The 20,937-nt window shown below is 69.9% G+C and carries 21 protein-coding genes; 11 read left to right on the top strand and 10 right to left on the bottom strand.

What is annotated here, in order from left to right; all coding sequences use genetic code 11:
- Nucleotides 1-23: 23 nt before the first annotated feature.
- Nucleotides 24-2,000, top strand: a complete 1,977-nt coding sequence (locus AC07OY_RS24340) for an OPT family oligopeptide transporter (RefSeq protein ID WP_495045166.1) — start codon at nucleotides 24-26, stop codon at nucleotides 1,998-2,000.
- 16 nt (nucleotides 2,001-2,016) lie between these two features.
- Here AC07OY_RS24340 and AC07OY_RS24335 read toward each other — a convergent pair whose 3' ends face one another.
- Entirely contained in the window at nucleotides 2,017-2,901 is an 885-nt protein-coding gene (locus AC07OY_RS24335) for a hypothetical protein (protein WP_495045165.1), read from the bottom strand.
- A 90-nt stretch (nucleotides 2,902-2,991) separates the two neighbouring features.
- On the bottom strand, nucleotides 2,992-3,669 hold the full coding sequence (locus AC07OY_RS24330) for a Bax inhibitor-1/YccA family protein (RefSeq protein ID WP_495045164.1): 678 nt from the start codon (nucleotides 3,667-3,669) through the stop codon (nucleotides 2,992-2,994).
- A gap of 104 nt (nucleotides 3,670-3,773) precedes the next feature.
- Between AC07OY_RS24330 and AC07OY_RS24325 the strand changes: the two genes are divergently transcribed.
- The 7 genes from AC07OY_RS24325 to AC07OY_RS24295 all read left to right on the top strand — a co-directional run bounded on the left by AC07OY_RS24325 (nucleotide 3,774) and on the right by AC07OY_RS24295 (nucleotide 10,288).
- A complete protein-coding gene (locus tag AC07OY_RS24325; RefSeq protein ID WP_495045163.1) occupies nucleotides 3,774-4,658 on the top strand; it encodes a LysR family transcriptional regulator in 885 nt (294 codons plus the stop codon).
- A gap of 83 nt (nucleotides 4,659-4,741) precedes the next feature.
- Nucleotides 4,742-5,920, top strand: coding sequence for an isovaleryl-CoA dehydrogenase (locus AC07OY_RS24320; protein WP_495045162.1), 1,179 nt, complete (start codon nucleotides 4,742-4,744; stop codon nucleotides 5,918-5,920).
- A gap of 1 nt (nucleotide 5,921) precedes the next feature.
- Complete coding sequence (locus AC07OY_RS24315; protein ID WP_495045161.1) at nucleotides 5,922-6,845, top strand: pyridoxal-phosphate dependent enzyme; 924 nt, start codon at nucleotides 5,922-5,924, stop codon at nucleotides 6,843-6,845.
- Nucleotides 6,842-7,525 carry a carbonate dehydratase gene (can, locus tag AC07OY_RS24310; protein WP_495045160.1) on the top strand — a complete coding sequence of 228 codons (684 nt, stop codon included), beginning with the start codon at nucleotides 6,842-6,844 and terminating at the stop codon, nucleotides 7,523-7,525. The genes AC07OY_RS24315 and can overlap by 4 nt, the downstream gene beginning before the upstream one ends.
- Nucleotides 7,526-7,538: 13 nt before the next feature.
- Entirely contained in the window at nucleotides 7,539-9,290 is a 1,752-nt protein-coding gene (gene aceK, locus AC07OY_RS24305) for a bifunctional isocitrate dehydrogenase kinase/phosphatase (RefSeq protein WP_495045159.1), read from the top strand.
- Nucleotides 9,291-9,293: 3 nt separating this feature from the next.
- Nucleotides 9,294-9,611: a hypothetical protein gene (locus AC07OY_RS24300; protein ID WP_495045158.1), complete on the top strand. Its 318-nt coding sequence runs from the start codon at nucleotides 9,294-9,296 to the stop codon at nucleotides 9,609-9,611.
- Between the two features lie 92 nt (nucleotides 9,612-9,703).
- Nucleotides 9,704-10,288 carry a hemerythrin domain-containing protein gene (locus AC07OY_RS24295; RefSeq protein ID WP_495045157.1) on the top strand — a complete coding sequence of 195 codons (585 nt, stop codon included), beginning with the start codon at nucleotides 9,704-9,706 and terminating at the stop codon, nucleotides 10,286-10,288.
- 15 nt (nucleotides 10,289-10,303) lie between these two features.
- Here AC07OY_RS24295 and AC07OY_RS24290 read toward each other — a convergent pair whose 3' ends face one another.
- The 3 genes from AC07OY_RS24290 to AC07OY_RS24280 all read right to left on the bottom strand — a co-directional run bounded on the left by AC07OY_RS24290 (nucleotide 10,304) and on the right by AC07OY_RS24280 (nucleotide 13,615).
- Nucleotides 10,304-11,731: a M16 family metallopeptidase gene (locus tag AC07OY_RS24290; RefSeq protein ID WP_495045156.1), complete on the bottom strand. Its 1,428-nt coding sequence runs from the start codon at nucleotides 11,729-11,731 to the stop codon at nucleotides 10,304-10,306.
- A gap of 17 nt (nucleotides 11,732-11,748) precedes the next feature.
- Nucleotides 11,749-13,164, bottom strand: a complete 1,416-nt coding sequence (locus AC07OY_RS24285) for a M16 family metallopeptidase (protein ID WP_495045155.1) — start codon at nucleotides 13,162-13,164, stop codon at nucleotides 11,749-11,751.
- 82 nt (nucleotides 13,165-13,246) lie between these two features.
- On the bottom strand, nucleotides 13,247-13,615 hold the full coding sequence (locus tag AC07OY_RS24280) for a VOC family protein (RefSeq protein WP_495045154.1): 369 nt from the start codon (nucleotides 13,613-13,615) through the stop codon (nucleotides 13,247-13,249).
- Between the two features lie 166 nt (nucleotides 13,616-13,781).
- Between AC07OY_RS24280 and AC07OY_RS24275 the strand changes: the two genes are divergently transcribed.
- The gene (locus AC07OY_RS24275) at nucleotides 13,782-14,402 is read left to right on the top strand and encodes a hypothetical protein (RefSeq protein WP_495045153.1); all 621 of its coding nucleotides are present in this window, start codon (nucleotides 13,782-13,784) and stop codon (nucleotides 14,400-14,402) included.
- 153 nt (nucleotides 14,403-14,555) lie between these two features.
- On the opposite strand, the gene AC07OY_RS24270 is transcribed toward AC07OY_RS24275, so the two are convergent.
- From AC07OY_RS24270 to AC07OY_RS24260, 3 genes are read right to left on the bottom strand one after another with little or no spacing between them, the layout of a single operon-like run.
- On the bottom strand, nucleotides 14,556-14,846 hold the full coding sequence (locus AC07OY_RS24270; protein WP_495045152.1) for a hypothetical protein: 291 nt from the start codon (nucleotides 14,844-14,846) through the stop codon (nucleotides 14,556-14,558).
- 11 nt (nucleotides 14,847-14,857) lie between these two features.
- Nucleotides 14,858-17,401, bottom strand: a complete 2,544-nt coding sequence (locus AC07OY_RS24265; RefSeq protein ID WP_495045151.1) for a protein kinase domain-containing protein — start codon at nucleotides 17,399-17,401, stop codon at nucleotides 14,858-14,860.
- A complete protein-coding gene (locus AC07OY_RS24260; RefSeq protein WP_495045150.1) occupies nucleotides 17,398-17,934 on the bottom strand; it encodes an ECF-type sigma factor in 537 nt (178 codons plus the stop codon). Before AC07OY_RS24260 ends, AC07OY_RS24265 begins: the two co-directional genes overlap by 4 nt.
- Nucleotides 17,935-18,023: 89 nt before the next feature.
- On the opposite strand from AC07OY_RS24260, the gene AC07OY_RS24255 reads away from it, so the two are divergent.
- Both AC07OY_RS24255 and AC07OY_RS24250 read left to right on the top strand, forming a co-directional pair.
- On the top strand, nucleotides 18,024-18,269 hold the full coding sequence (locus tag AC07OY_RS24255) for a DUF3297 family protein (RefSeq protein ID WP_495045149.1): 246 nt from the start codon (nucleotides 18,024-18,026) through the stop codon (nucleotides 18,267-18,269).
- Between the two features lie 8 nt (nucleotides 18,270-18,277).
- Nucleotides 18,278-19,078: a hypothetical protein gene (locus tag AC07OY_RS24250; RefSeq protein ID WP_495045148.1), complete on the top strand. Its 801-nt coding sequence runs from the start codon at nucleotides 18,278-18,280 to the stop codon at nucleotides 19,076-19,078.
- On the opposite strand, the gene AC07OY_RS24245 is transcribed toward AC07OY_RS24250, so the two are convergent.
- A complete protein-coding gene (locus AC07OY_RS24245; RefSeq protein ID WP_495045147.1) occupies nucleotides 19,075-19,461 on the bottom strand; it encodes a hypothetical protein in 387 nt (128 codons plus the stop codon). The genes AC07OY_RS24250 and AC07OY_RS24245 overlap by 4 nt on opposite strands.
- Nucleotides 19,458-20,837 carry a cytochrome P450 gene (locus tag AC07OY_RS24240; RefSeq protein WP_495045146.1) on the bottom strand — a complete coding sequence of 460 codons (1,380 nt, stop codon included), beginning with the start codon at nucleotides 20,835-20,837 and terminating at the stop codon, nucleotides 19,458-19,460. Before AC07OY_RS24240 ends, AC07OY_RS24245 begins: the two co-directional genes overlap by 4 nt.
- Nucleotides 20,838-20,937: the final 100 nt, after the last annotated feature.

The raw sequence follows: 20,937 nt of genomic DNA, 5'->3' as shown, positions 1-20,937 counted from the left end.
ATCTCAATTGCCGCCCTCCGACCGTGACCACGCCAGCCACCAACACGCCGCTCGGGACCGAGCTGACAGCCCGCGGCATCGTCCTCGGCATCCTCATCACCCTGGTCTTCACGGCCGCCAATGTCTACTTCGGCCTCAAGGCCGGCCTGACCTTCGCGACGTCGATTCCGGCGGCCGTCATCGCCATGGCCCTGCTGCGCCGCGCCGCGGGCAACTCCATCGGCGAGACCAATATCGTGCAGACCATCGCCTCGTCGGCGGGCACGCTGTCCTCCATCATCTTCGTGCTGCCCGGCCTGGTCATGATCGGCTGGTGGACGGGCTTCCCCTACTGGATGTCGATGACGCTGTGCGCCCTCGGCGGCGTGCTCGGCGTCATGTATTCCATCCCGCTGCGCCGGGCCCTGGTGACCAACTCGCCCCTGCCCTATCCCGAAGGCGTGGCCTGCGCCGAGGTGCTCAAGGTCGGCCATGCCGCCGACAGCGGCGAAGCCAACCGCAAGGGCCTGGCGGCCATCGTGGCCGGCACCGTCGTGTCGGCCGGCTTCAGCATCGTCATCGCGACCCAGCTCTTCGCGGCCAACCTGGCCCACTACTTCCGCCTGCCCGGCGGCGAGAAGGGCGGCAATGGGCCGGCAACCGGCTTCGACCTGAACTTCAGCTTCGCCCTGCTGGCCGTCGGCCATCTCGTCGGCCTGTGGGTGGGCGTGGCCATCCTGGTAGGCGCCTGCATCGCCTGGCTGGGCGGCGTGCCCCTGCTCACCTCCGGCGTCGAGGGCGCCGCCGAGGGCGTGGCCCTGTTCGCCTGGAGCAAGAAGGTGCGCTTCATCGGCGCCGGCTGCATCGCCGTCGCCGCCATCTGGACGCTTGTCAAGCTGGCCAAGCCCGTCGTCGCCGGCCTGCACTCGGCCGCCATGTCGGCGCGCGTGCGCAAGGCCGGCAAGGCCGACACCCTGCCGCGCAACGAGCGTGACATCCCCATCGGCACCGTCGGCCTCATCACCCTCGCCTGCATGCTGCCCATCGGCTTCATGCTGTCCAGCTTCGCGACCTCCGCCGGCCTGGGCGACCAGATCGGCCTGCTCGTCGTCGGCGGTGTCGTCTACATCGTGCTGATGAGCTTCTTCGTCGCCGCCGTCTGCGGCTATATGGCCGGCCTGATCGGCTCGTCCAACAGCCCGCTGTCGGGCGTCGGCATCCTCGTCGTCATCGGCGTGTCGCTGCTGCTGGCCCTCATCGTGAAGCCGCTGCTGCCGGCCTCCACCGGCCAGGCCCTGGTGGCCTTCGCACTGTTCGTGACGGCCGTCGTGTTCGCCGTCGCCACCATCTCCAACGACAACCTGCAGGACCTGAAGACCGGCCAGCTGGTCGACGCCACGCCCTGGCGCCAGCAGGCCGCGCTCATCATCGGCGTCGTCGCCGGCGCCCTGGTCATCCCGCCGGTGCTGGACCTGCTGAACCAGGCCTATGGCTTTGCCGGCGCGCCCGGCGCCGACGCCAAGAAGGCCCTGGCCGCACCGCAGGCCGCGCTGATCTCGGCCCTGGCCAAGGGCGTCATCCAGGGCGACCTGAACTGGAACCTGATCGGCATCGGCGCCTTGATCGGCCTGGCCTGCATCGTCGTCGACGAGATCATGAAGCGCGCCTCGGGTGGCAAGGCCCATCTGGCGCCGCTGGCCGTCGGCCTGGGCATCTACCTGCCAATGAACAGCACGCTGATGATCGTCATCGGCGCCGTCGCCGGCTGGTGGTTCGACAAGCGCGCTTCCTACAACCGCGACCCGGAAGCCACCAAGCAGCTCGGCGTGCTGCTGGCCTCCGGCCTCATCGTCGGCGAGAGCCTGCTCGGCGTGCTGCTCGCGGCCATCGTCGTGTTCTCGGGCAACGGCGCGCCGTTGGCCCTGGTGGGCGAGAACTTCGCGACTGCGGGCCAGGTGCTGGGGCTGCTGGCCTTTGCCGGCATCGGCATCGGGCTGTACCGCTGGCTGCTGAAGCGCTGATGCACCTGCTCTGGCATCAGCCGAAATGGCGCCAGAGCATCCAGCCCAGCCAGAGCGCCAGGATGACGGCCTGCCAGACCGAGAACTGACCGCTGGCGGAGGAAAAGGCGGCCTGGCTGGGATCGGGCATGGCCAGGGCGGCCTGCACGGCTTCCGGCCCGCCCAGCCATTGCTCGACATGGGCCATCGGCGTGACCATGAACAGCCAGTGCGGAAAGCGCCGGACGAGGATACGCAGCATCAGCTGCTCGTCCCTCAGCAGCGTGCGGGAGGGCGGCGTGGCGTCGCGCAGCCGGCGCACGAGGTTGAGCTGGCGATGCACCACGTCGTCGGGCTGGCTGCGGAAGAACTCCCGCTCGATGAGGGCCTCCTGCAGTCGTTCGCCGCTGCCGCCCAGCGAGAGCAGGTGGCGACGATCCTCCGTCCAGTTGAAGGCGTCGGCGGCGGCATCGAACAGGAATTCGTGACCCGGCTGCCAGCCGCGGGTCAGCAGCATCGCCACCTGCTGCTCGAAGCGCGCGCCGGCCTCCAGGCTCAGCAGCGATTCGCGCGTCTGCTTCAGCAGCGTAGCCGCCTCCTGCGGATTCGCCAGGCCGGCCGTCATGCCGCGCGCGAAGTCGTCGAAGGACGTTTCGGTCGGGGTGGTGCTGTTGACCGGCTCGGCTCGGTCGCCTGCCGGCGCAGCTTCCGGGACGGGTGCAGGTTCGCCCTGGGCCGCAGGAACAGCCTGGCGTGTGGCCTGCAGCGCCAGCTCATAGGCCGCGCGCAGGGCCTGGAAGGCCTCGATCTCGGTGGCCTGGTCGATCAGCTTGAGCTGCCGGGCATAGGCCTGCTTGACGGCGCGGGCATCGGCATCCGCATCCAGTCCCAGCTTGGAAAACGCGTCGTCAACCAGTGTCAAAAAGGCCTCCCCGCCACATGTCTTGTGGCGGGGATGCTAAAGCCCGGGCGGTGTCGCTGCGCCCGGACGATCCCGCTGGTGCGGGCAGGCTCAGTCGTTCGAACTGCCGTAGCCGAACAGGTGCAGCAGGCTGGTGAACAGATTGAAGATGGACACGAACAGGCTGACGGTGGCCAGCACATAGTTGGTCTCGCCGCCGTTCACGATCTGCTGCGTCTCGTACAGGATCAGGCCGGCCGACAGCAGGGCCACGACGGCCGAGACCGTCAGCGCCAGGGCGGGGATCTGGAAGAAGATCGCGGCCAAGCCGGCCAGCACGGCAACGATCATGCCCGCGAACAGAAAGCCGCCCATCCAGGACAGGTCGCGCTTGGTCGTCGTCGCATAGGCCGACAGGGCCAGGAAGACGGCGCCCGTCGCGCCCAGGGCCAGCATGACGGCCTGGCCGCCCGCGGGCAGGGCCAGGGTGCGGGTCAGCAAGGGGCCGAGGGTCCAGCCCATGAAGCCGGTCAGCGCGAACACGAGGCCGACGGCGGCGCCGCGGTTTTTCAGCTTGTGGATGCCGAACAGCAGGCCGAAATAGACGACCAGCGTCAGGATGAGGCCGGGCGCGGGCAGGCTGAAGGCGACGGCGGCGCCTGCGACGGCGGCGCTGAACAGCAGCGTCATCGACAGCAGCGCATAGGTATTGCGCAGCACGCGATGGGTGGTGCCGCGGTCAAGGGCGGTGCCGTAGGGCACGGCAATGGCGGTGGGGCGGGTTTGCATGGCAGAACCTCCGTTGGAAAAACGGCCCTAGCGTAGGCAGGCGATGGGGCAAATAAAAGCAGAGAATCACGAACAGTTGCTTCGACATAACTTGCTGATTCACCATGAGCCTGAAATACAGCTACCGCCACCTCTACTATTTCTGGGCCGTCGCCAAGGAGGGCGGGCTGACCCGCGCCGCCGAGAAGCTGGGGCTGTCGGTGCAGACCGTGTCGACCCAGGTGCGGGAGCTGGAACAGAACCTGGGCGCCGCCCTGCTCAAGCCGGCCGGCCGGGGCCTGACGCTGACCGAGGCGGGGCGGGCGGCGCTGGATGTGGCCGACCAGATCTTTTCGCTGGGCGAGACCCTGTCCGAGCGGGTGCGCGAGGCCGTCGACGTGCCGACGGTGCGCCTGGCCGTCGGCATCTCGGACGGCCTGCCCAAGCTGGTGGCCCAGCGCCTGCTCGCCCCCGTGCTGGACACGCCGCAGCTGCGCCTGCTCTGCCACGAGGACGAGTTCGATGACCTGCTGGGCGACTTGGCCCTGCATCGCCTGGATGTCGTGCTGGCCGACCGGCCGGCGCCGCCCAACCCGAACCTGCGCGTCTACAGCCATTCGCTGGGCACGTCGCCGGTGGCCTGGTATGCCCACCCGCGCTGGGCTGCAGCCGCGGCGCGCGACTTCCCGGCCTCCCTGGCCGACGTGCCCCTGCTGCTGCCCACCTCGCACGCCGCCCTGCGCCCGCGCCTGGACCAGTGGCTCACCGAGCAGGGCCTGCGCGTGCGCGTGGCCGGTGAGTTCGAGGACAGTGCTCTGCTGGCCACCTTCGGCAGCGAGGGCCTGGGCGTCTTCCCCGCCGCGACGGCGGTGGACGATGCGCTGACCGGTCGCTATGGCGTCGTCAACGTCGGCCTGGCGGAGGGCCTGGCCGAGCAGTTCTATGCCGTCGGCACGGACAAGAAGATCAGCCACCCGCTGGTGCGGCGGCTGCTGCCGCAACCCCTCTGAGTCAGGTGCGCTTGCTACAGTTGACGTTTACGTCAATCAAGAGGGCTCGGCGGCCTTGAAGCCGGGCCGACAGGAGACTCCCCATGAATCTGCCCGGCCTCAATTTCCAACTCGGCGAAGACATCGACGCGCTGCGCGACGCGGTACGCGCCTTTGCCGACGAAGAGATCGCGCCCCGCGCGGCCGAGATCGACCGCAGCGACTGCTTTCCCATGGACCTGTGGCGCAAGATGGGCGAGCTGGGCGTGCTCGGCATCACCGTGCCCGAGGAGTACGGCGGCGCCAACATGGGCTATCTGGCCCATATGGTGGCCATGGAGGAGATCAGCCGCGGCAGCGCCTCGGTGGGCCTCTCCTACGGCGCGCACAGCAACCTTTGCGTGAACCAGATCAAGCGCAACGGCAACGACGCCCAGCGCAAGAAATACCTGCCCAAGCTCATCAGCGGCGAGCATGTCGGCGCCCTGGCCATGAGCGAGCCGGGCGCCGGCTCCGACGTCATCAGCATGAAGCTCAAGGCTCAGGACAAGGGCGGCTACTACCTGCTGAACGGCAGCAAGATGTGGATCACCAACGGCCCCGATGCCGACACCCTCGTGGTCTATGCCAAGACCGAGCCCGAGCTGGGCGCGCGCGGCGTCACGGCCTTCCTCATCGAGAAGGGCATGAAGGGCTTCAGCATCGCGCAGAAGCTCGACAAGCTCGGCATGCGCGGCTCGCACACCGGCGAGCTGGTGTTCCAGGACGTCGAGGTGCCGGCCGAGAACGTGCTGGGCGCGCTGAACGGCGGCGCCAGGGTGCTGATGTCGGGCCTGGACTACGAGCGCGCCGTGCTGACCGGCGGTCCGCTGGGCATCATGCAGAGCGTGATGGACAACATCGTCCCCTACATCCACGACCGCAAGCAGTTCGGCCAGAGCATCGGCGAGTTCCAGCTCATCCAGGGCAAGGTGGCGGACATGTACACCGTGCTGCAGGCTGCACGCAGCTTCGCCTACACGGTGGCCAAGAACCTCGACATGCTGGGCGCCGAGCATGTGCGCCAGGTGCGCAAGGACTGCGCCTCCGTCATCCTGTGGACGGCCGAGAAGGCCACCTGGATGGCCGGCGAGGGCATCCAGATCTTCGGCGGCAACGGCTATATCAACGAGTACCCGCTGGGCCGCCTGTGGCGTGACGCGAAGCTCTACGAAATCGGCGCGGGCACCTCCGAGATCCGCCGCATGCTGATCGGCCGGGAGCTGTTCGCGGAGACCATGTGAAGTGACGGCCCTGCACGTCAACGCGCCGCTGCTGCGTGCGGCGCCGGGGTTGTTCGACCACCCCGAGGTCTGGCTGAAGATGGATGCGCTGCAGCCCAGCGGCAGCTTCAAGCTGCGCGGCGTGGGGCGGCTGGTGCGGCAATCGGCGGTGGACGGCGCCCAGGCCATCGTCTGCGCCTCGGGCGGCAACGCCGGCTTCGCGGCCACGCATGCGGCCGTGTCCCTCGGCCTGCCGGTCACTGTCGTGCTGCCCAGCACCAGCAGCGCGGCCGTGGCCGAGCGCCTGGCCGAACGCGGCGCCGAGGTGCTGCGCCATGGCGCGGTCTGGGACGAGGCGCATGAATTCGCGCTGAAGCTCGCCGCCGAGCGCGGCGCGGCCTATGTGCATCCCTTCGACCATCCGCTGCTGTGGGCCGGCCATTCGACGCTGATCGATGAAGTCGTCGACGCGGGCCTGCAGTTCGACGCCGTCATCACGGCCGTCGGCGGCGGCGGGCTGTTCTGCGGCATCGTCGAAGGCCTGCGCCGCCATGGGCTCAACGAGGTGCCGGTCATCGCCGTCGAGACGCAGGGCGCCGCCAGCCTGAAGGCCAGCCTGGACGCCGGCGAGCTGGTCAGCCTGGCCGCCATCACCTCCATCGCCACCTCGCTGGGTTCGCGCCGCGTGGCGGCCCGGGCCTTCGAGTTGGCCCGCTCGCATCCGACGCTGGCCGTGCAGGTCAGCGATGCCGAAGCCACGCTGGCCTGCCTGCGCTTCGCCGATGCCCACCGCGTGCTCGTCGAGCCCGCCTGCGGGGCCGCATTGGCGGCCGTGGATCGCCATGCCGGCGGTTTCAAGCGGGTTCTCGTCGAGGTCTGCGGCGGCATGGGTGTGTCGCTGGAACTGCTCCGTTCCTGGGCCGCGCCCGCGACAATGAACCCATGACGACGATGAACGACAACAACCACGAACTGCAGGACCTGCTCAACAACAACAAGCGCTGGGCCGCAGAAACCGAAGCGCGCGAGCCGGGCTTCTTCTCGCGCCTGCTGAAGCAGCAGACGCCGCAATACCTGTGGATTGGCTGCGCCGACAGCCGCGTGCCGGCCAACGAGCTGGTCGACCTGCTGCCGGGCGAGCTTTTCGTGCACCGCAACGTCGCCAACGTCGTCGTGCACTCCGACCTGAACTGCCTGTCCGTCATGCAGTTCGCCGTCGACCACCTGAAGGTGCGCCACATCATCATCGTCGGCCACAGCAACTGCGGCGGCGTGCGCGCGGCGCTGTACGACATGCGCGTGGGCCTGGTGGAGAACTGGATCCGCCATGTGCAGGACGTGCGCCATATGCACAGCGAGTGGCTGAACGGCGTGCCGGAGCCGCAGCGCGTCGATGCGCTGTGCGAGCTCAACGTGCTGGAGCAGGCGCGCAACGCCTGCCACACCACCGTCGTGCAGGACGCCTGGGAACGCGGCCAGGAGGTCGTCGTGCACGGTTGGGTCTATGGCCTGCACAACGGCCTGCTGGAAGACCTGGCGCTGACGGCCGGCGCCGCCGCCGACGTGGACCCGGCCTACCGCCGCGCGCTGGCCAACGTCAAGGCACGCTACGCCACAGTGGGCTGACTAGAGTCGGGGCATGTTCCCGACTCAGCTGACTGACTCTCGTGCTTTCGGCATCGCCCAGACCCTGCTGGGCGGGTTCGACCGCCACTACAAGCTCTTTCGCGCCACTTCCGCCGAGGCCAAGGCGCGCTTCGAGCGCGGCGACTGGGCCGGCCAGCAGCGCGCCCAGGCCCTGCGCATCGAGTTCTACGACACCCGCGTGGCCGAGGCGAGCGAGTTGCTCGAGGCGCGTTTCGCGGCGTCCACCCTGCCCATGGAAGTCTGGCAGCAGGTCAAGCTGCACTACATCGGCCTGCTGATCAACCACCATCAGCCCGAGCTGGCCGAGACCTTCTTCAACTCGGTGTGCACGCGCATCCTGCACCACGCCTATTTCCACAACGACTTCATCTTCATGCGCCCGGCCGTCTCGACCGAGTACATCGAGAACGACGAGCCGGCCGCGCTGCCGACCTACCGCGCCTACTACCCGGCGCCTGACAAGCTGCACGAGACCCTGCAGCGCGTCATCACCAACTTCCAGCTGAACGGCGAGTTCGCCGACCTGCAGCGCGACGTCGGCCGCGTGCTGGACGCCGTGCTGCAGCGCCTGGGCGACTTCCGCCGCCGCGCCAATTTCCAGCTGCAGGTGCTGTCCAGCCTGTTCTACCGCAACAAGGGCGCCTACGTCGTCGGCAAGATCATCAACGGCTTCACCGAGACGCCCTTCGCCCTGCCCATCCTGCGCCGTGAAGGCGATGGCCGCTTCTTCATCGATGCGGCCCTGTTCGGCGAAGACGACCTGCTCGCCCTGTTCAGCTTTGCCCGCGCCTACTTCCTCGTCGACATGGAGGTGCCCAGCGCCTTCGTCGCCTTCCTGCGCTCGCTGATGCCGCGCAAGCCGCGCTCCGAGATCTATTCGGCCCTGGGCCTGCAGAAGCAGGGCAAGAACCTCTTCTACCGCGACTTCCTCTATCACCTGCGCCATTCCTCGGACCGCTTCCGCATCGCCCCCGGCATCAAGGGCATGGTCATGCTGGTCTTCGACCTGCCGAGCTGGCCCTTCGTCTTCAAGGTCATCAAGGACTTCTACCCGCCGCAGAAAGACACGACGCGCGAACTCATCCAGAGCAAATACCTGCTCGTGAAGAGCCACGACCGCGTCGGCCGCATGGCGGATACGCTGGAGTACACGCGCGTGGCCTTCCCGCGCCACCGCTTCGAGGAAGAGCTCATCGCCGAGCTCAGGCATTTCTGCCCCAGCCTGCTGGAGGAGAGCGGCGACGACCTCGTGCTCAAGCATGTCTATATCGAGCGGCGCATGGTGCCCCTCAACATCTATCTGCAGGACGCGACGCCCGAGCAGGTCGAGCGCGTCGTCGTCGAGTACGGCAATGCCATCAAGGACCTGGTGGCCGCCAACATCTTCCCGGGCGACATGCTTTGGAAGAACTTCGGCGTGACCCGCCATGGCAAGGTGGTGTTCTACGACTACGACGAGATCGAGTACCTGAGCGACTGCAACTTCCGCCGCGTGCCGGCGCCGCGCAACGAGGAGGAGGAGATGTCAGGCGAGGTCTGGTACCGCGTCGCGCCGCGCGACGTCTTCCCCGAGACCTTCGCGCCCTTCCTGCTCGGCAACCCCAAGGTGCGCGAGGCCTTCATGCGCCATCACGCCGATCTGCTGGACGCCAGCTTCTGGCAGGGGCACAAGGAGCGCATCCTGGCGGGGCATGTGCATGATGTGTTTCCCTATGACCCGGCGCGGCGGTTTTCGGCAGGTTGATGGATGAAGGCGCTCGGCGATCGTTCACCGCTTCACAGGGCGATTGCAGTCGCGGTCATCTGCGGCCTGGCGGCGCTGGCCGCCATCGCCTGGCTGCTTGCCGGCGTGGGCATTTGCGAGGGCTTCATGGCCTCATACCGGCCGTGGGTGGGTGCATGTGAGGGAGGCAAGCTGGATCAGCCCTACGCCATCCCGTTCGTCGAACAGGCCCTCGAAGCCTTGTCGGCGGGAGGGGCGCTGCTGCTCTTGGGCGTGCTGGTTCTTGGGCTGTTGGCGGCCGCGGTGTTCAAGTCGCCCCGCTGGGGCGCAAAGCCGGACTGAGCCCGGGCTGGCGCGCGGCTCAGTCTGACAGACGCGAGCCCGGCCAGCCAGCAACATGGCGGCGTCTGCATCCAGCCTCTGGAGACCACCGCATGATCTTCGAAGCCATCCGCGAAAGCCACGACCTGCAACGCGACCTCTGCCGCAAGCTCACGGCCTCACGCGGCGACATGGCCGCGCGCCAACTGCTCTTCCTGCAACTCAAGGTCGAGCTGATGGCCCATGCCGCGGCCGAGGAGCGCTTCCTGTATGTGCCGCTGCTGATGGAAGACGGCGGCCTCGATTCGTCGCGCCATGCGCTGCACGAGCACCACCAGGTCGACGAGCTGCTCGAGGATCTGTCGGTGCGAAACAAGCAGCAGGACGGCTGGATCGCGACCGCCAAGACCCTCAGCTTCAAGGTGCGCCATCACCTGAAGGAAGAGGAGTCCAAGTTCTTCCACGTCGCCGGCCGGCTGCTGTCCGATGCCAAGAAGAAGCAGCTCGCGGCCAGGTACCGCCGCGAGATCGTGCGCATGCGCAAGCACTACGCGGACGAGTTCCAGACGGTGGCGGTGTCGGAGACGACGGGTCTGGTGAAGCCGGCCAAGCCTGCAGCGGACAAGCCGGCCACGCGCGGCAATGCGCGGGCCGGCGCCCAGTTGCGCGGCAAGAGCAAGCCCCAGCGTACACGCTGAGGCTTGCAGGGCGCGTCAAGGTGTGTAGGCCTTGAACTCCCCAAACGCCTTCAGCTGCTCGGCGATCTTGCTCGAATCGCCGACGACCACCCAGCTCTGCTCGTCCGGGTTGAAGTACTTCTTGCCCATGGCCTGCACCTCGGCCGCCGTGACCTTCTGGATGGCGGGCACGAACTTGCCGAGGAAGTCGGCCGGCAGGCCCACCAGCCAGTTGTTGGCGAGCTGGCGGCCCAGGGCGCCCTGCAGCTGTGTGCTGACGAGGTAGCTGCCGGCCATGAAGCGCTTGTTCATGGCCATCTCGGCCTCGGGCACGGGCTCGGCGCCGATGCGGCGGTACTCGTTGATGTACTCCGTCATCGAAGCCGCCGTCACCTCGTTGCGCACATCGGCGCCGCCGGTGATGGCGCCGCCCACGCGCCAGGACTGGCCGCCGGCGCGCGCGCCGTAGGTGTAGCCCTTCTCCTCGCGCAGGTTCTGGTTGATGCGGCTGGAGAAGCCGGTACCGAGGATGGTGCTGGTCAGGCGCAGGGCGACCTGCTCGTCGCCGCTGGCGGCCATGCCGGGGCGGCCCAGGCGCAGCGTGGCCTGCACGCTGCCGGGGCGCTCCAGCAGCAGGCGCTGCACGGGGCGGGCCGGGGCGGGCGCGGCGAGTTCCGGCGCGGCGTCGCCGCTGGCCTTCCAGTCGCCGAAAGCGTCCTTGGCGAGCTTCAACGCGGCGGCGGCATCGATGCGGCCGGTGATGACGAGCAGGGCGCGGTCGGGGCGGAAGCGCTTGGCGTGCTCGGCGCGCAGGCCCTCGGCCGTCAGCGCGTTGATGGCAGCTTCGGTCTCCTGGGTGCGGCCGTAGGCGTGGTCGCCATAGACGGCGCCGTCCAGGGCCTTGGCGGCGCGGAAGCCCGGCTGGGTGCTGCTGGCCTTCAGCCCCTGCAGTGCATTGGTCTTGGCGAGCTGCACCTCGCCCTCGGGGAAGGCGGGCTGGCGGGCCACCTCGGCCAGCAGCTGGGCCATGTCGCCGGCATGCGAGGCCAGGGCGTTGGCGAAGACGCTGACGCCGTCATTGCCGGCACCGGCCCCGATCGAGCCGCCCATGGCCTGGGCGGCCTCGGCGATCTGCTTGGAGCTGCGCTTGGCCGTCCCTTCGGACAGCAGGCCGGCCAGCAGCTTGGCGCGGCCGGGCGCATCGGCGGCGTCGGCACCAAAGCCGGCGCCGCGCACGGCCAGCACATAGTCGACACGCGGGATGCCGTTGCGCGGCACCACCCAGACCTGCAGGCCGTTGGCCAGCGTCTGCTGGGTGATCTTGGGCACGGCCAGAGGCTTGTCCTTGGCGAAGGGCGGCAGCTCGGCGGGCACGGGCACGGTGGCGGCCTGGGCCGCGCCGGCAAAGGCGAGAGCGGCCGCGATCAGGCCGAGGCGGAAGGCGGGAGTGGAGGTCTTCTTCATCGTCGTCAGCCTCGGCATCAGGGTTGGGACGCCGGCTTGGCGGCGGCGGGAGCGGCCAGCATGGCGGCGGGCTTGCGGTCGATGACCGAGCGGTTGGCGGGGGTCAGATAGGTGGCGGCCACGCGTTGCACGTCGGCCGACGTCACGCCCTCGATCCAGCCCGGCACCTTGTTGATGACGTGGGCATCGCCCCACAGCGCCTGCAGCTTGGCCAGGCGGTCGGCGCGCGACAGGTACATCTCGACGCCGTTGTACCAATCGGCCAGCAGGGCGGTCTTGAGGTTCTTCAGCGTCGCGGCGTCGACGCCGTCCTTGACGATGCGGGCCACTTCCTCGTCGATGCCGGCCAGCAGCGCGTCGGCATTGGTGGTCGGCTTGTAGAGGGCGAAGACGGTGAAGAGGCTGGGGCCGTCGTATTCCCACACGCCGGTCAGGCCGTAGAGGGAGTTCACGTTCAGCGCCAGCTCGCGGCCCTTGACCAGGCCCTGGTACAGGCGGGACGCATCGCCGCCGGCCAGCAGCTGGCCGAGCACGGCGAACGGGGCCTGGTCACGGCTAGCCCGGTCGGGCAGCTTCCAGGCCGAGGCGATGGCCGGCACCTGGGCCAGCTTGTCGGGCTGGGTCAGGCGGCGTTCCTTGGTGTTCAGGCCTTCGGTGAAGTCCGTCGGCTTGGGCGTGGCGCGGGCGGCGATCTTGCCGAAGTATTTCTCGGCCAGCGCAAAGCCCTGGGCCGGCGTCACGTCGCCGGCGATGGACAGCACCGCGTTGTTGGGACCGTAGAAGTCGCGGTGGAAGGCGCGCACGTCATCCAGGTTGGCGTTTTCCAGGTCGACGAAGCTGCCATAGCCGTCGTGCTTGTTCTCCCACTTGTCGAAGGCGAGGTCGGAGATGTCCAGCCACATGAAGCCGCCATAGGGCTGGTTCTGCACGTTGACGCGGATCTCCTCCTTCACGACGTCCTGCTGGTTCTTCAGCGTCGCTGGGTTGAAGTCCAGCGTCGTCATGCGGTCGGCCTCCAGCCACAGCATGGTCTCCAGCGCCGAGGAGGGCGCGGTCTCGATGTAGTTGGTGAAGTCGGGGCGGGTCGAGCCGTTGTTGTTGCCGCCGCCCGAGGTGATGACCTGGTCGAACACGCCCTTGGGCGCCTTGGGCGTGCCCTGGAACATCAGGTGCTCGAAGAGGTGGGCGAAGCCGGTGCGGTTCCTGGGCTCCAGCCGCATGCCCACCTTGTAGACGACGCTGATGCCCACCGTGGGGCTGCTCGCGTCGGGCGAGATGATGACGGTCAGGCCGTTGGCCAGCTTCTTGGTGTGGACGGGGATCTGCCAGCGGTCGGCGCCGTCCTTGGGGGCGGCCAGCGCGGGGCCGGCGGTCAGCACGAGGGCGGCGGCGCTGATGGCGCCGAGCACCGCGCGGCGAGTGGTCTTCAACATGGGGTCTCCTGGGCGACGAACGCCGCAGTGTCGGGCCAATGCGGCGGGGTGCCGCAGGCCATACCGGGAAACCCCTGGCTCTTCAGCCCTGCGTCGGCCGGAACACCCGCACGCGGTGGCCGTCGGGATCGGCCGTCACGGCCGTGAAGCCGAAGTCCAGGGCCGTGGCTGGCTGCAGCACCGGCCAGCCCGAAGCCTTCCAGGCCGCGACGGCGGCGTGGACCTCGTTGTCCGTTGCCACCGTGAGGCCGATCTCGGCACCGCCGCCGCGCTGGCCGCTGACGGGCTGCACGTCGTGAGCGGCCCAGAGGCCCAGCATGGTCTTGTCGTTGAGCATGAACATCGCGAAGTTGGGGCTCTGCTCCACCGGCTCTCGGCCCAGCAGCGAGCGATAGAAGAGCACGCTCTCGGCGGGGCTGTGCACATAGAGGATGAGGCAGTCGGGTTGCATGGCGGTCTCCTTGGGAACTGGGCGCCATGCTCGGCGCGCGGCATGACAGCGCGTGTCAGCAGCGGTGCGCGGTAGTTTTCACCTGGGTGATCCACGGCGGGGTGCGCTTTGCGTCCTTCAAGTCGAGCCGGCATGTCGCCGCGCTTCAACTTCACTGGAGACCACCATGGCATTGCCCGTCACCATCGCCCTGAAGAACATCAAGTGCAAGATCGAGACCGACGAGGTCGGCTCGGACGAGCCCTATGTCCTCGTCACCGCCGTCGACCTGGGCAACCCCCTGTTGCCCAATGCCGAGGTGACCCTCTACGGCCCCTGGAGCGACGTCGACGAGGGCGAGATGCGCAGCACCCAGCCGCTGATCCCCGGCGTCAATCCGAGCGACATGCCCTTCATCATCTGGCGCCGCAATGCCTGGGGCCCGTCGGGCCAGGCCAAGGCCATCGCCAACCCGGCCAATGCCGTCATCCTCGTGTCCATGATGGAACATGACGACGGCAAGCCGGGCACGGCGCGCGAGCTGGTCAAGGGGGCCGTCGTCAGCTCGCTGGCCGCCTCGGCCGGCATGACGCGGGCCCAGCGCGTCACCAAGCTGAAGGCCGACATCCACGGCGCCCTCGGCATCCCCACCGGCTTTCCCAACTTCGACGACCGCGTCGGCACGACCCACGAGTTCACGCTCAGCGCCAACCTGCTCGACGTGGCCGCCGGCCCCAAGAGCAAGACGCTGACCATCACGGGCGACGGCGGCAAGTACGAGGTCACCCTGGTGGTGACGAAAGGATGAACCCCTCGCCCAGCCTCGCATCGCTGCACGCGAGCGAGTCTGGCCGGTCCCCCGAGGGGACGGCGATGCTCGCGGCATGGAGCCGCAAGCCCATCGCCCAAGGCGGGCCGGCTAGGGAGCGGCCCGGCGCTCGGCCCGCAAAGGTCGCATGGGCTACTTGTTTACCGGCACCTGCGCCGCCGGGCAGGCGGTGTTCAGCGGATCGGGGCACTTGGGCTTCTTGGGACTGACCTGCGTGCCCGTGTTGCTGCCTATGGTGGCTGCACCGCCACCGCTGCCACCCGCCGTGGGTGCCGCGCCCGCGGGCTTGGCGCCGCCGACCACGGTCGGCGAACTGGCGGCCTTGCCGGGTGTGGCGCTCTTGGCGGGCGCCACCTCGGCGGCCTGGGCCGCCACCGCGGCGCACAGCAGCGCCGTCCAGACCATCAGGGTGTTGAGCTTCATCACGTCCTCCTTCAGAAATCCAGCAGGGCCAGGCCCGGCGGCGCCGGACTGGATGCGGGGGATTGCAGCGCCTGCAGCCGCGCGCGCACGGCGCTGGCGTCGGCGCGCTGGGCGAGTGCATCGGCATAGGCCTGGAGCGCGGCCGGGGCGTCTCGCCCGTGGCCCAGCGCGGCGAGGGCGCGCAGCCGCGCCCGGTCGGGGTGGGCAGGCGGCAGGCCCGCTTCGCCAACTGCCAAGGCCTCGTCGTAGGCCGCGCGGGCCGCTTCCGTGTGTCCGGCGGCCTGCTGCGCGAGGCCCAGCAGCGCCAGCGTCCAGCAGCGTTCGATGTCCTTGGCGTCCAGGTTCCGGCGCTGCGAGGCCAGGGCCTCGCGCAGCAGTTCGACGGCTTGCGTGATGCGGCCTTGCCGCAACTGGGCTTCGCCCAGCAAGGCCAGCGCACGGTCGGCGGCCGGTCCGCCGGCAGCCTGCAGCTCGGCCAGCAGCGGGCGCAGGCGGGCTTCGGCGCCGGCAGCATTGCCGCCGCGGAGCTGGTGGCGCGCCGCCACCAGCCCGACGAGGGCCGTCGCCTGCGCATCGCCGCCGCGGCGGGCCGCATCCCAGGCCGCCTCGCCGGCGAGCGCTGCTTCACGCGGCAAGCCGTGGTGGAACAGCGCGGAAGCCAGCCAGGCACGCGTGTAGACGGTGTTGAGATCGTCCGGACCCAGCACCTGCTGCAGCTCCTGAACGCTCGCCCGCAGCAGTTCCACGGCGGTGGCATGGCGGCCCAGCTCCAGCTCCAAGGTCGCCGCGGCCATGCGGGCCTGGGCCTGGATCAGGCGCCCGCCGTCCTGGCTGGCTTCGATGAGGGCTTGCGTCCAGCGCCGCGCGTCGGGCCAGCGCTGCTGGGTGCGGGCCAGGTCCGCCAGCGCGTCGGCCACGCGGCGGTAGCGCTCATGGCGGCTGCCGAAGCGCTCCCGCACGCCCTGTTCGGCGCCTTCCAGCATCACTTGCGCTTCCTCGAGGTGGCCGGCATCGCGGGCCATCTCCCCGAGGTGGACTCGGGCGGACAGGGCCACCGCATCGCGCGGGTCGGGTGCGGCAGTCACCAGCGCGGTCAGCAACTCGCGAGCGGCGTCCGGCTGGTCCAGGCGCCGGCGGGCGTTGGCCAGCTCGAAAGCCACCTCGCGGCCCGCGTCGCCCCGGCCCTGCAGCCTGCCGTGCGCGAGCGACAGGGCTTCGGCCGCCAGCGCCATGTCGCCCGACTGGTTCAGCAGCAGGCCCAGCGGCCGCGCCACCTCCGCCAGCAGCGCGGGGTCATCGCCCAGCCGCCGCTTGGCCTCGGCCCAGCTGCGCCGCAGGAGTTCGATCATCGGCACCGTCGCGCTGCCCGAGGTGTCGGGGCTCAGGCCGCTGAGCAGTTCGGTCAGCACGCTCTGCACGCGGCGCGTGCGCTCGGCCTCGCGCGTGGCCTCGCGCCATTGCCAGGCGGTGGCGGCCATGCCGGCGACGAGGCTGGCCAGCACGAGGCCGAGGGCCGCGAGCTGCAGCCGGTAGCGCCGCAGGAACCGGGACGCACGATAGGCCAGCGAGTCGGGCCGCGCCAGGATGGGCCGGTGCTCCAGGTGGCGCCGCACGTCGTCGGCCAGGGCCGCTGCACCGGCATAGCGCTCGTCCGGGCGCACTTTCAGCGCGCGGCCGACGATGAGGGCGAGGTCGCCGCGCAGCGCGGGCCCGGGCTCGCGCTGGCCGGTCAGCAGCAGGCACAGCAGGCGGCCCAGGGCGAAGACGTCGGTGGCCGTGCTGACGGGTTCGCCGCTCAGCTGCTCGGGCGCGGCGTACTCCGGCGTCAGTCCGGCGGGCAGCTGGGCGGTCAGCTCGGCCCCGGCGTCGTCGGCCAGCAGCTTGGCGACGCCGAAGTCCAGCAGCTTCACGTCGCCCTCGGCGGTCACGAGGATGTTGCCGGGCTTGAGGTCGCGGTGCACGACGAGGCGCGAATGCGCATGGGCCACCGCGTCGCAGACCTGCAGGAAGAGCTGCAGCCTCTCCCTGACGCCGAGGCCGCGCGCATCGCACCAGGGGTCGATGCGCTCGCCTTCGACCAGCTCCAGCACCAGGTAGCGCGTGCGCGCCGCGCCGAGCAGCACCTCGCCGACGTCCAGCAGGCGGGCGATGTGCGGATGGGTCAGCCGCGCCAGCAACTCGCCTTCGCGGCGAAAACGCGCCTGGTTCGCTTCGCCGCGCCAGGGGCTGTGCAGCAGCTTGATGGCGGCCTCGCCCTGGTGGGCGCCGTCGCTGCGCCGTGCCCGCCAGACCTCGCCCATGCCGCCGCTGCCCAGCGGTGCCGCGAGGGTCCACGCGCCCAGCACCTGGCCGGCCAGTTCGGGGCTGCCGGGCAGGGTGGCGGGCTGATCCAGAAAGCCGCCAGCCTCGGCCGCGCGGTCGGCGTTGATGAGAGCCTCGAGCCTTTCACGCTGTGCGGGCGGCAGCTCCGACATCAAGGCCTCGCGATCCGGCGGGCTCGCGTCCTGCCAGGCGTCGAAGGCGGCCAGCGCGCCGGCCCGTTCAGACGTGTTCATGCTTGCAGAGCGTCGAACAAGAAGGCGCGTGCCTTGCGCCAGTCGCGCTTGATGGTCGGCACCGACACCTCCAGCAGCGCGGCGATCTCCTCCAGCTCCAGGCCGCCGAAGAAGCGCATCTCCACCACCTGGTGGGCGCGGCCGTCGGCGCGCTCCAGCATCTGCATGACGTCGTCGAGCTTGAGCACATCGGGCGGGGCGAGCTGCTCCAGCGCCGTGGTGGACAAGGTCACCTGAGCGCCGCCGCCGCGCTTGTCGGCCTGGCGTTCGCGGACGTGGTCGATGATGACGCTGCGCATGACCTTGCTGGCGTGGGCGAAGAACTGGGCGCGGTGCAGGGCCGCCTCGCGACCGGCGCTCTTCAGCCAGACCTCGTGGATCAGGGCTGCCGGCTCGAGCGTCATCGGCGCATGGCCGGCGAGATGGCTGCGCGCCAGGCGCTTGAGTTCCGGGTAGAGCAGGGTGTAGAGGCGGTCGCGGGCGTCGGCGTCGCCGCTGGCCAAGGCTGTCAGCAGCTGGGTGATCTCGGTCATGGCCGGATGCTGGGCCGCCCAGGGGCCGGGCGGTATCCCCAGCTTGGCGCGCGACAATGCCGGCCTTGCCTTCTTGCACCCAGAAATCCATGTCCGAAGCCACCCGCCCCGAACTGCCCGACCACCTCAGCGTCGACCCGCGCAGCCCCCATTACGTCGCCGCCGTCTTCGAGCATGACATCGGCATCCGCTTCAACGGCAAGGAACGCCAGGACGTCGAGGAATACTGCATCAGCGAGGGCTGGATCAAGGTGCCTGCCGGCAAGACGCTGGACCGCAAGGGCCGGCCGCTGTGCATCAAGCTCAAGGGCCAGGTCGAGGCCTTCTACCGCTGAAATCCACCATGCGCGCAGGCCCGTTCCTGGCTGCGCTGCTGCTGGCGGTTGCCGGCGTGGCGGGCGCGCAGGAATGCCCGCAGCCCTTGCGCGTGGCCTTCAACGACACGCCTTTCCCGCCCGCATTGAACGGTGCTGGCCCGGCGTTCGCGGAGCCTCCCGGCTGGGCCGTGCAGGCGGTGCGCGAAGTCGCCCAGCGCCTGGGCTGTCCGCTGCAGTTGCTGCGCCTGCCGGGCCGGCGCATCGGGCTCGAACTGGAAAACAACCGGCTGGAGTTCGGCCTGTTCTTCGCCGCCACGCCCGCGCTGCAGCAGCGCATGCGTTTTCCCATGGACGCCGCCGGCCAGCCGGACGCCTCGGTGGCGCCGCTGCTGGGCCACGTCGGCTTCTACGCGCTGGCGGGCAGCCCGGCCCTGCGGGCCTGGGATGGCCAGACACTGGCGCCCGGCTGGCAGGTCGGCGTCGTGGCCAGTTCCAGCGCCGAGGCCCTGGCCCGCACACGCGGCTGGCCGGCCGCGGCGGCCAGTTCCTTCGACAACAGCGTGCGGGCCTTGCGGGCGCGGCGCTTCGAGCTGCTGCTGACGGCGCGCGAATCCCTGCCTCCCGAACAGCTGCACGGCGAGGATGCGCTGGTGGAACTGTCGCCGCCGGTGCTGATCCAGCCCTATCACGCGGCCGCCAGCCGGGCGCAGTTCGGCCGCCATGCCGAGTTCACCGCGACCTTCTGGCACGAGCTCTGCATCAGCTCGCGCCGCCTATGGCCGCAAGCGCGCGGCCAGGACTGCGGCGCGAAATTGCCTTCGCCCTAACGCAACGACGCCAGCACCAGCAGCGCGGCCGTCCACAAGGCCGCCCAGCCGGGGTGACGGCCGCGGTTGCTCCACAGCACCAGCGTGCCGCCCGCCGCCAGCGCCGCTGCCGCACCTTGCTCGAGAGCACCGCCCGACGCCGCTCGCGGCCCGGGTTGCGAAAGCCACAGCAGCAGCGCCGCCAGCGCCCAGCCCAGCACGGTCACCAGGTGCCAGTTGGCCCACAGGATGCGCGTCTGAAAGCCGCGCAACACCGGCTGGCCGCCGCTGGGCACCACGCCGTGGCGGCGCAGCGTGCGAAAGATCATCCATTCGCCGCCCACCGAATGGGCCAAACCGGTCAACGCGATGACGGCTGCGGCCGCAACGAGGTAGCCGTTCATGCAGGTCTCCGTGAAGTCAGCAGCAGCCGCAGCGGTGTTGCGGGTCGCAGTGTCACCGCCATGCGGGGGACGGGCGCGTCGCCGGCGGGACTGAGCTCGAAGCGCTGCAGCAGCAGGGCCGCGATCAGCGTCATCTCCAGCACCGCGAAATGCTGGCCCAGGCAGACGCGCGGGCCCAGGCCGAAGGGGATGTAGGCCCCGCGCGGGATCTCGTGGGACGCCTGTCCTGCCGATGAAGGCAGGAAGCGCTCGGGCTTGAAGGCCAGCGGCTCGTCGGGCCACCAGCGCGGGTCGCGGTGCAGCAGCCAGGGCGTCACGCGCACCAGGGTGCGCGCGGGCAGGCGCACGTCGCCCAGGGTGATGTCGCGCGTCAGCCGCCGCGTCATGACGGCCGCGACCGGTGGGTACAGGCGCATGGCCTCCTTCAGCGTGGCGGACAGCAGGGGCAGGGCGGTCGCGTCCTCGGCCGCGGGCATGCGGCCGGCCAGCACCGCATCGACCTCCTCGCGCACCCGCGCCTGCACTTCCGGATGGGCGGCCAGCAGCCAGCTCCACCACAGCAGGGCCGTCGCGCTGGTCTCGTGGCCGGCCTGGAAGCTCACCATGCACTGGTCGTACACCTCCTGCTCGGACAGAGCCTCGCCGCTGCTCTCGTCGCGCAGGGCCATCAGCATGCCGAGCAGGTCGTTGCGCCCTTCACTCGAAGCCGGGCCCGACGCCCGCCGTGCCGCGATGCGCTCGCCCAGCAGCCCGTGGATCAGCCGGGACGCGCGCCGCTTGGCGGCCTTGCCGGGCAGGGGCAGCCAGTCGGGCAGGGTGAAGGGCCAGAACATCTCGGCCAGGGCCGTCTCGCTGAGCACCTGCACGGCCTGCGCGGCGGCGGCCGTGTCCCGGCCTATGGGGGTGCTGAACAGGGTGCGCGAGATGACGTCCATGGTCAGGTGGCTGAAGAGTTCGTCCATCGCGACCTCGCCCTCGCGCACCGCGTCCAGGCCCGCCGCGGCGGCCTCGGTCATCAGCGCCGCGTAGCCGGCCACGCGGCGCGGCGTGAAGGCCTGCATCAGCATGCGGCGCTGACGCTGCCAGGTCGCGCCTTCGGTGACGAGGACGGACTGGCCCATCAACTCGGCGAAGACCTCGGGCCCGCGCGCCCAGCGCACCAGCGCATCGGCATGGTCCACCATGATGGCGCGCAGCAGCTCGGGGTCGAAGACATCGACTCCACGCTCGCCGAGGATGCTCTGCGCCACCAGGTCGCCCAGGGAGCGCTGGGCGGAGATGACGGCGAGATAGTCGCGCCGCATGGCCATCAGCACGGGGAAGCCCCACCAGCGCGTCGGGTGGCTCGGGAGATCGTTCCAGGTCAGTGTTGTCATGGCCTGCATGCTGCTCCGCGGCGATCCTGATGGTCTTGAACGAATGCGACACTGACCGGATGAAGCCCCCACGCTCGCTTTGCTCACGGCCCCCCGAGGG

The sequence above is a fragment of the Roseateles sp. GW821-FHT09H10 genome (assembly GCF_059415865.1).
The sequence above is the reverse complement of the archived record's forward strand: the minus strand, read 5'-3'. Positions and strand labels throughout refer to the sequence as shown.

Coding starts and splice junctions, on each gene's coding strand:
- AC07OY_RS24245 (WP_495045147.1), bottom strand. CDS start 19,461: ATGAACGGCTACCTCGTTGCGGCCGCAGCCGTCATCGCGTTGACCGGT.
- AC07OY_RS24240 (WP_495045146.1), bottom strand. CDS start 20,837: ATGACAACACTGACCTGGAACGATCTCCCGAGCCACCCGACGCGCTGG.
- AC07OY_RS24265 (WP_495045151.1), bottom strand. CDS start 17,401: ATGAACACGTCTGAACGGGCCGGCGCGCTGGCCGCCTTCGACGCCTGG.
- AC07OY_RS24250 (WP_495045148.1), top strand. CDS start 18,278: ATGCGCGCAGGCCCGTTCCTGGCTGCGCTGCTGCTGGCGGTTGCCGGC.
- AC07OY_RS24255 (WP_495045149.1), top strand. CDS start 18,024: ATGTCCGAAGCCACCCGCCCCGAACTGCCCGACCACCTCAGCGTCGAC.
- AC07OY_RS24325 (WP_495045163.1), top strand. CDS start 3,774: ATGAGCCTGAAATACAGCTACCGCCACCTCTACTATTTCTGGGCCGTC.
- AC07OY_RS24280 (WP_495045154.1), bottom strand. CDS start 13,615: ATGCAACCCGACTGCCTCATCCTCTATGTGCACAGCCCCGCCGAGAGC.
- AC07OY_RS24275 (WP_495045153.1), top strand. CDS start 13,782: ATGGCATTGCCCGTCACCATCGCCCTGAAGAACATCAAGTGCAAGATC.
- AC07OY_RS24295 (WP_495045157.1), top strand. CDS start 9,704: ATGATCTTCGAAGCCATCCGCGAAAGCCACGACCTGCAACGCGACCTC.
- AC07OY_RS24285 (WP_495045155.1), bottom strand. CDS start 13,164: ATGTTGAAGACCACTCGCCGCGCGGTGCTCGGCGCCATCAGCGCCGCC.
- AC07OY_RS24320 (WP_495045162.1), top strand. CDS start 4,742: ATGAATCTGCCCGGCCTCAATTTCCAACTCGGCGAAGACATCGACGCG.
- can (WP_495045160.1), top strand. CDS start 6,842: ATGACGACGATGAACGACAACAACCACGAACTGCAGGACCTGCTCAAC.
- AC07OY_RS24290 (WP_495045156.1), bottom strand. CDS start 11,731: ATGAAGAAGACCTCCACTCCCGCCTTCCGCCTCGGCCTGATCGCGGCC.
- AC07OY_RS24300 (WP_495045158.1), top strand. CDS start 9,294: ATGAAGGCGCTCGGCGATCGTTCACCGCTTCACAGGGCGATTGCAGTC.
- AC07OY_RS24270 (WP_495045152.1), bottom strand. CDS start 14,846: ATGAAGCTCAACACCCTGATGGTCTGGACGGCGCTGCTGTGCGCCGCG.
- AC07OY_RS24260 (WP_495045150.1), bottom strand. CDS start 17,934: ATGACCGAGATCACCCAGCTGCTGACAGCCTTGGCCAGCGGCGACGCC.
- AC07OY_RS24330 (WP_495045164.1), bottom strand. CDS start 3,669: ATGCAAACCCGCCCCACCGCCATTGCCGTGCCCTACGGCACCGCCCTT.
- aceK (WP_495045159.1), top strand. CDS start 7,539: ATGTTCCCGACTCAGCTGACTGACTCTCGTGCTTTCGGCATCGCCCAG.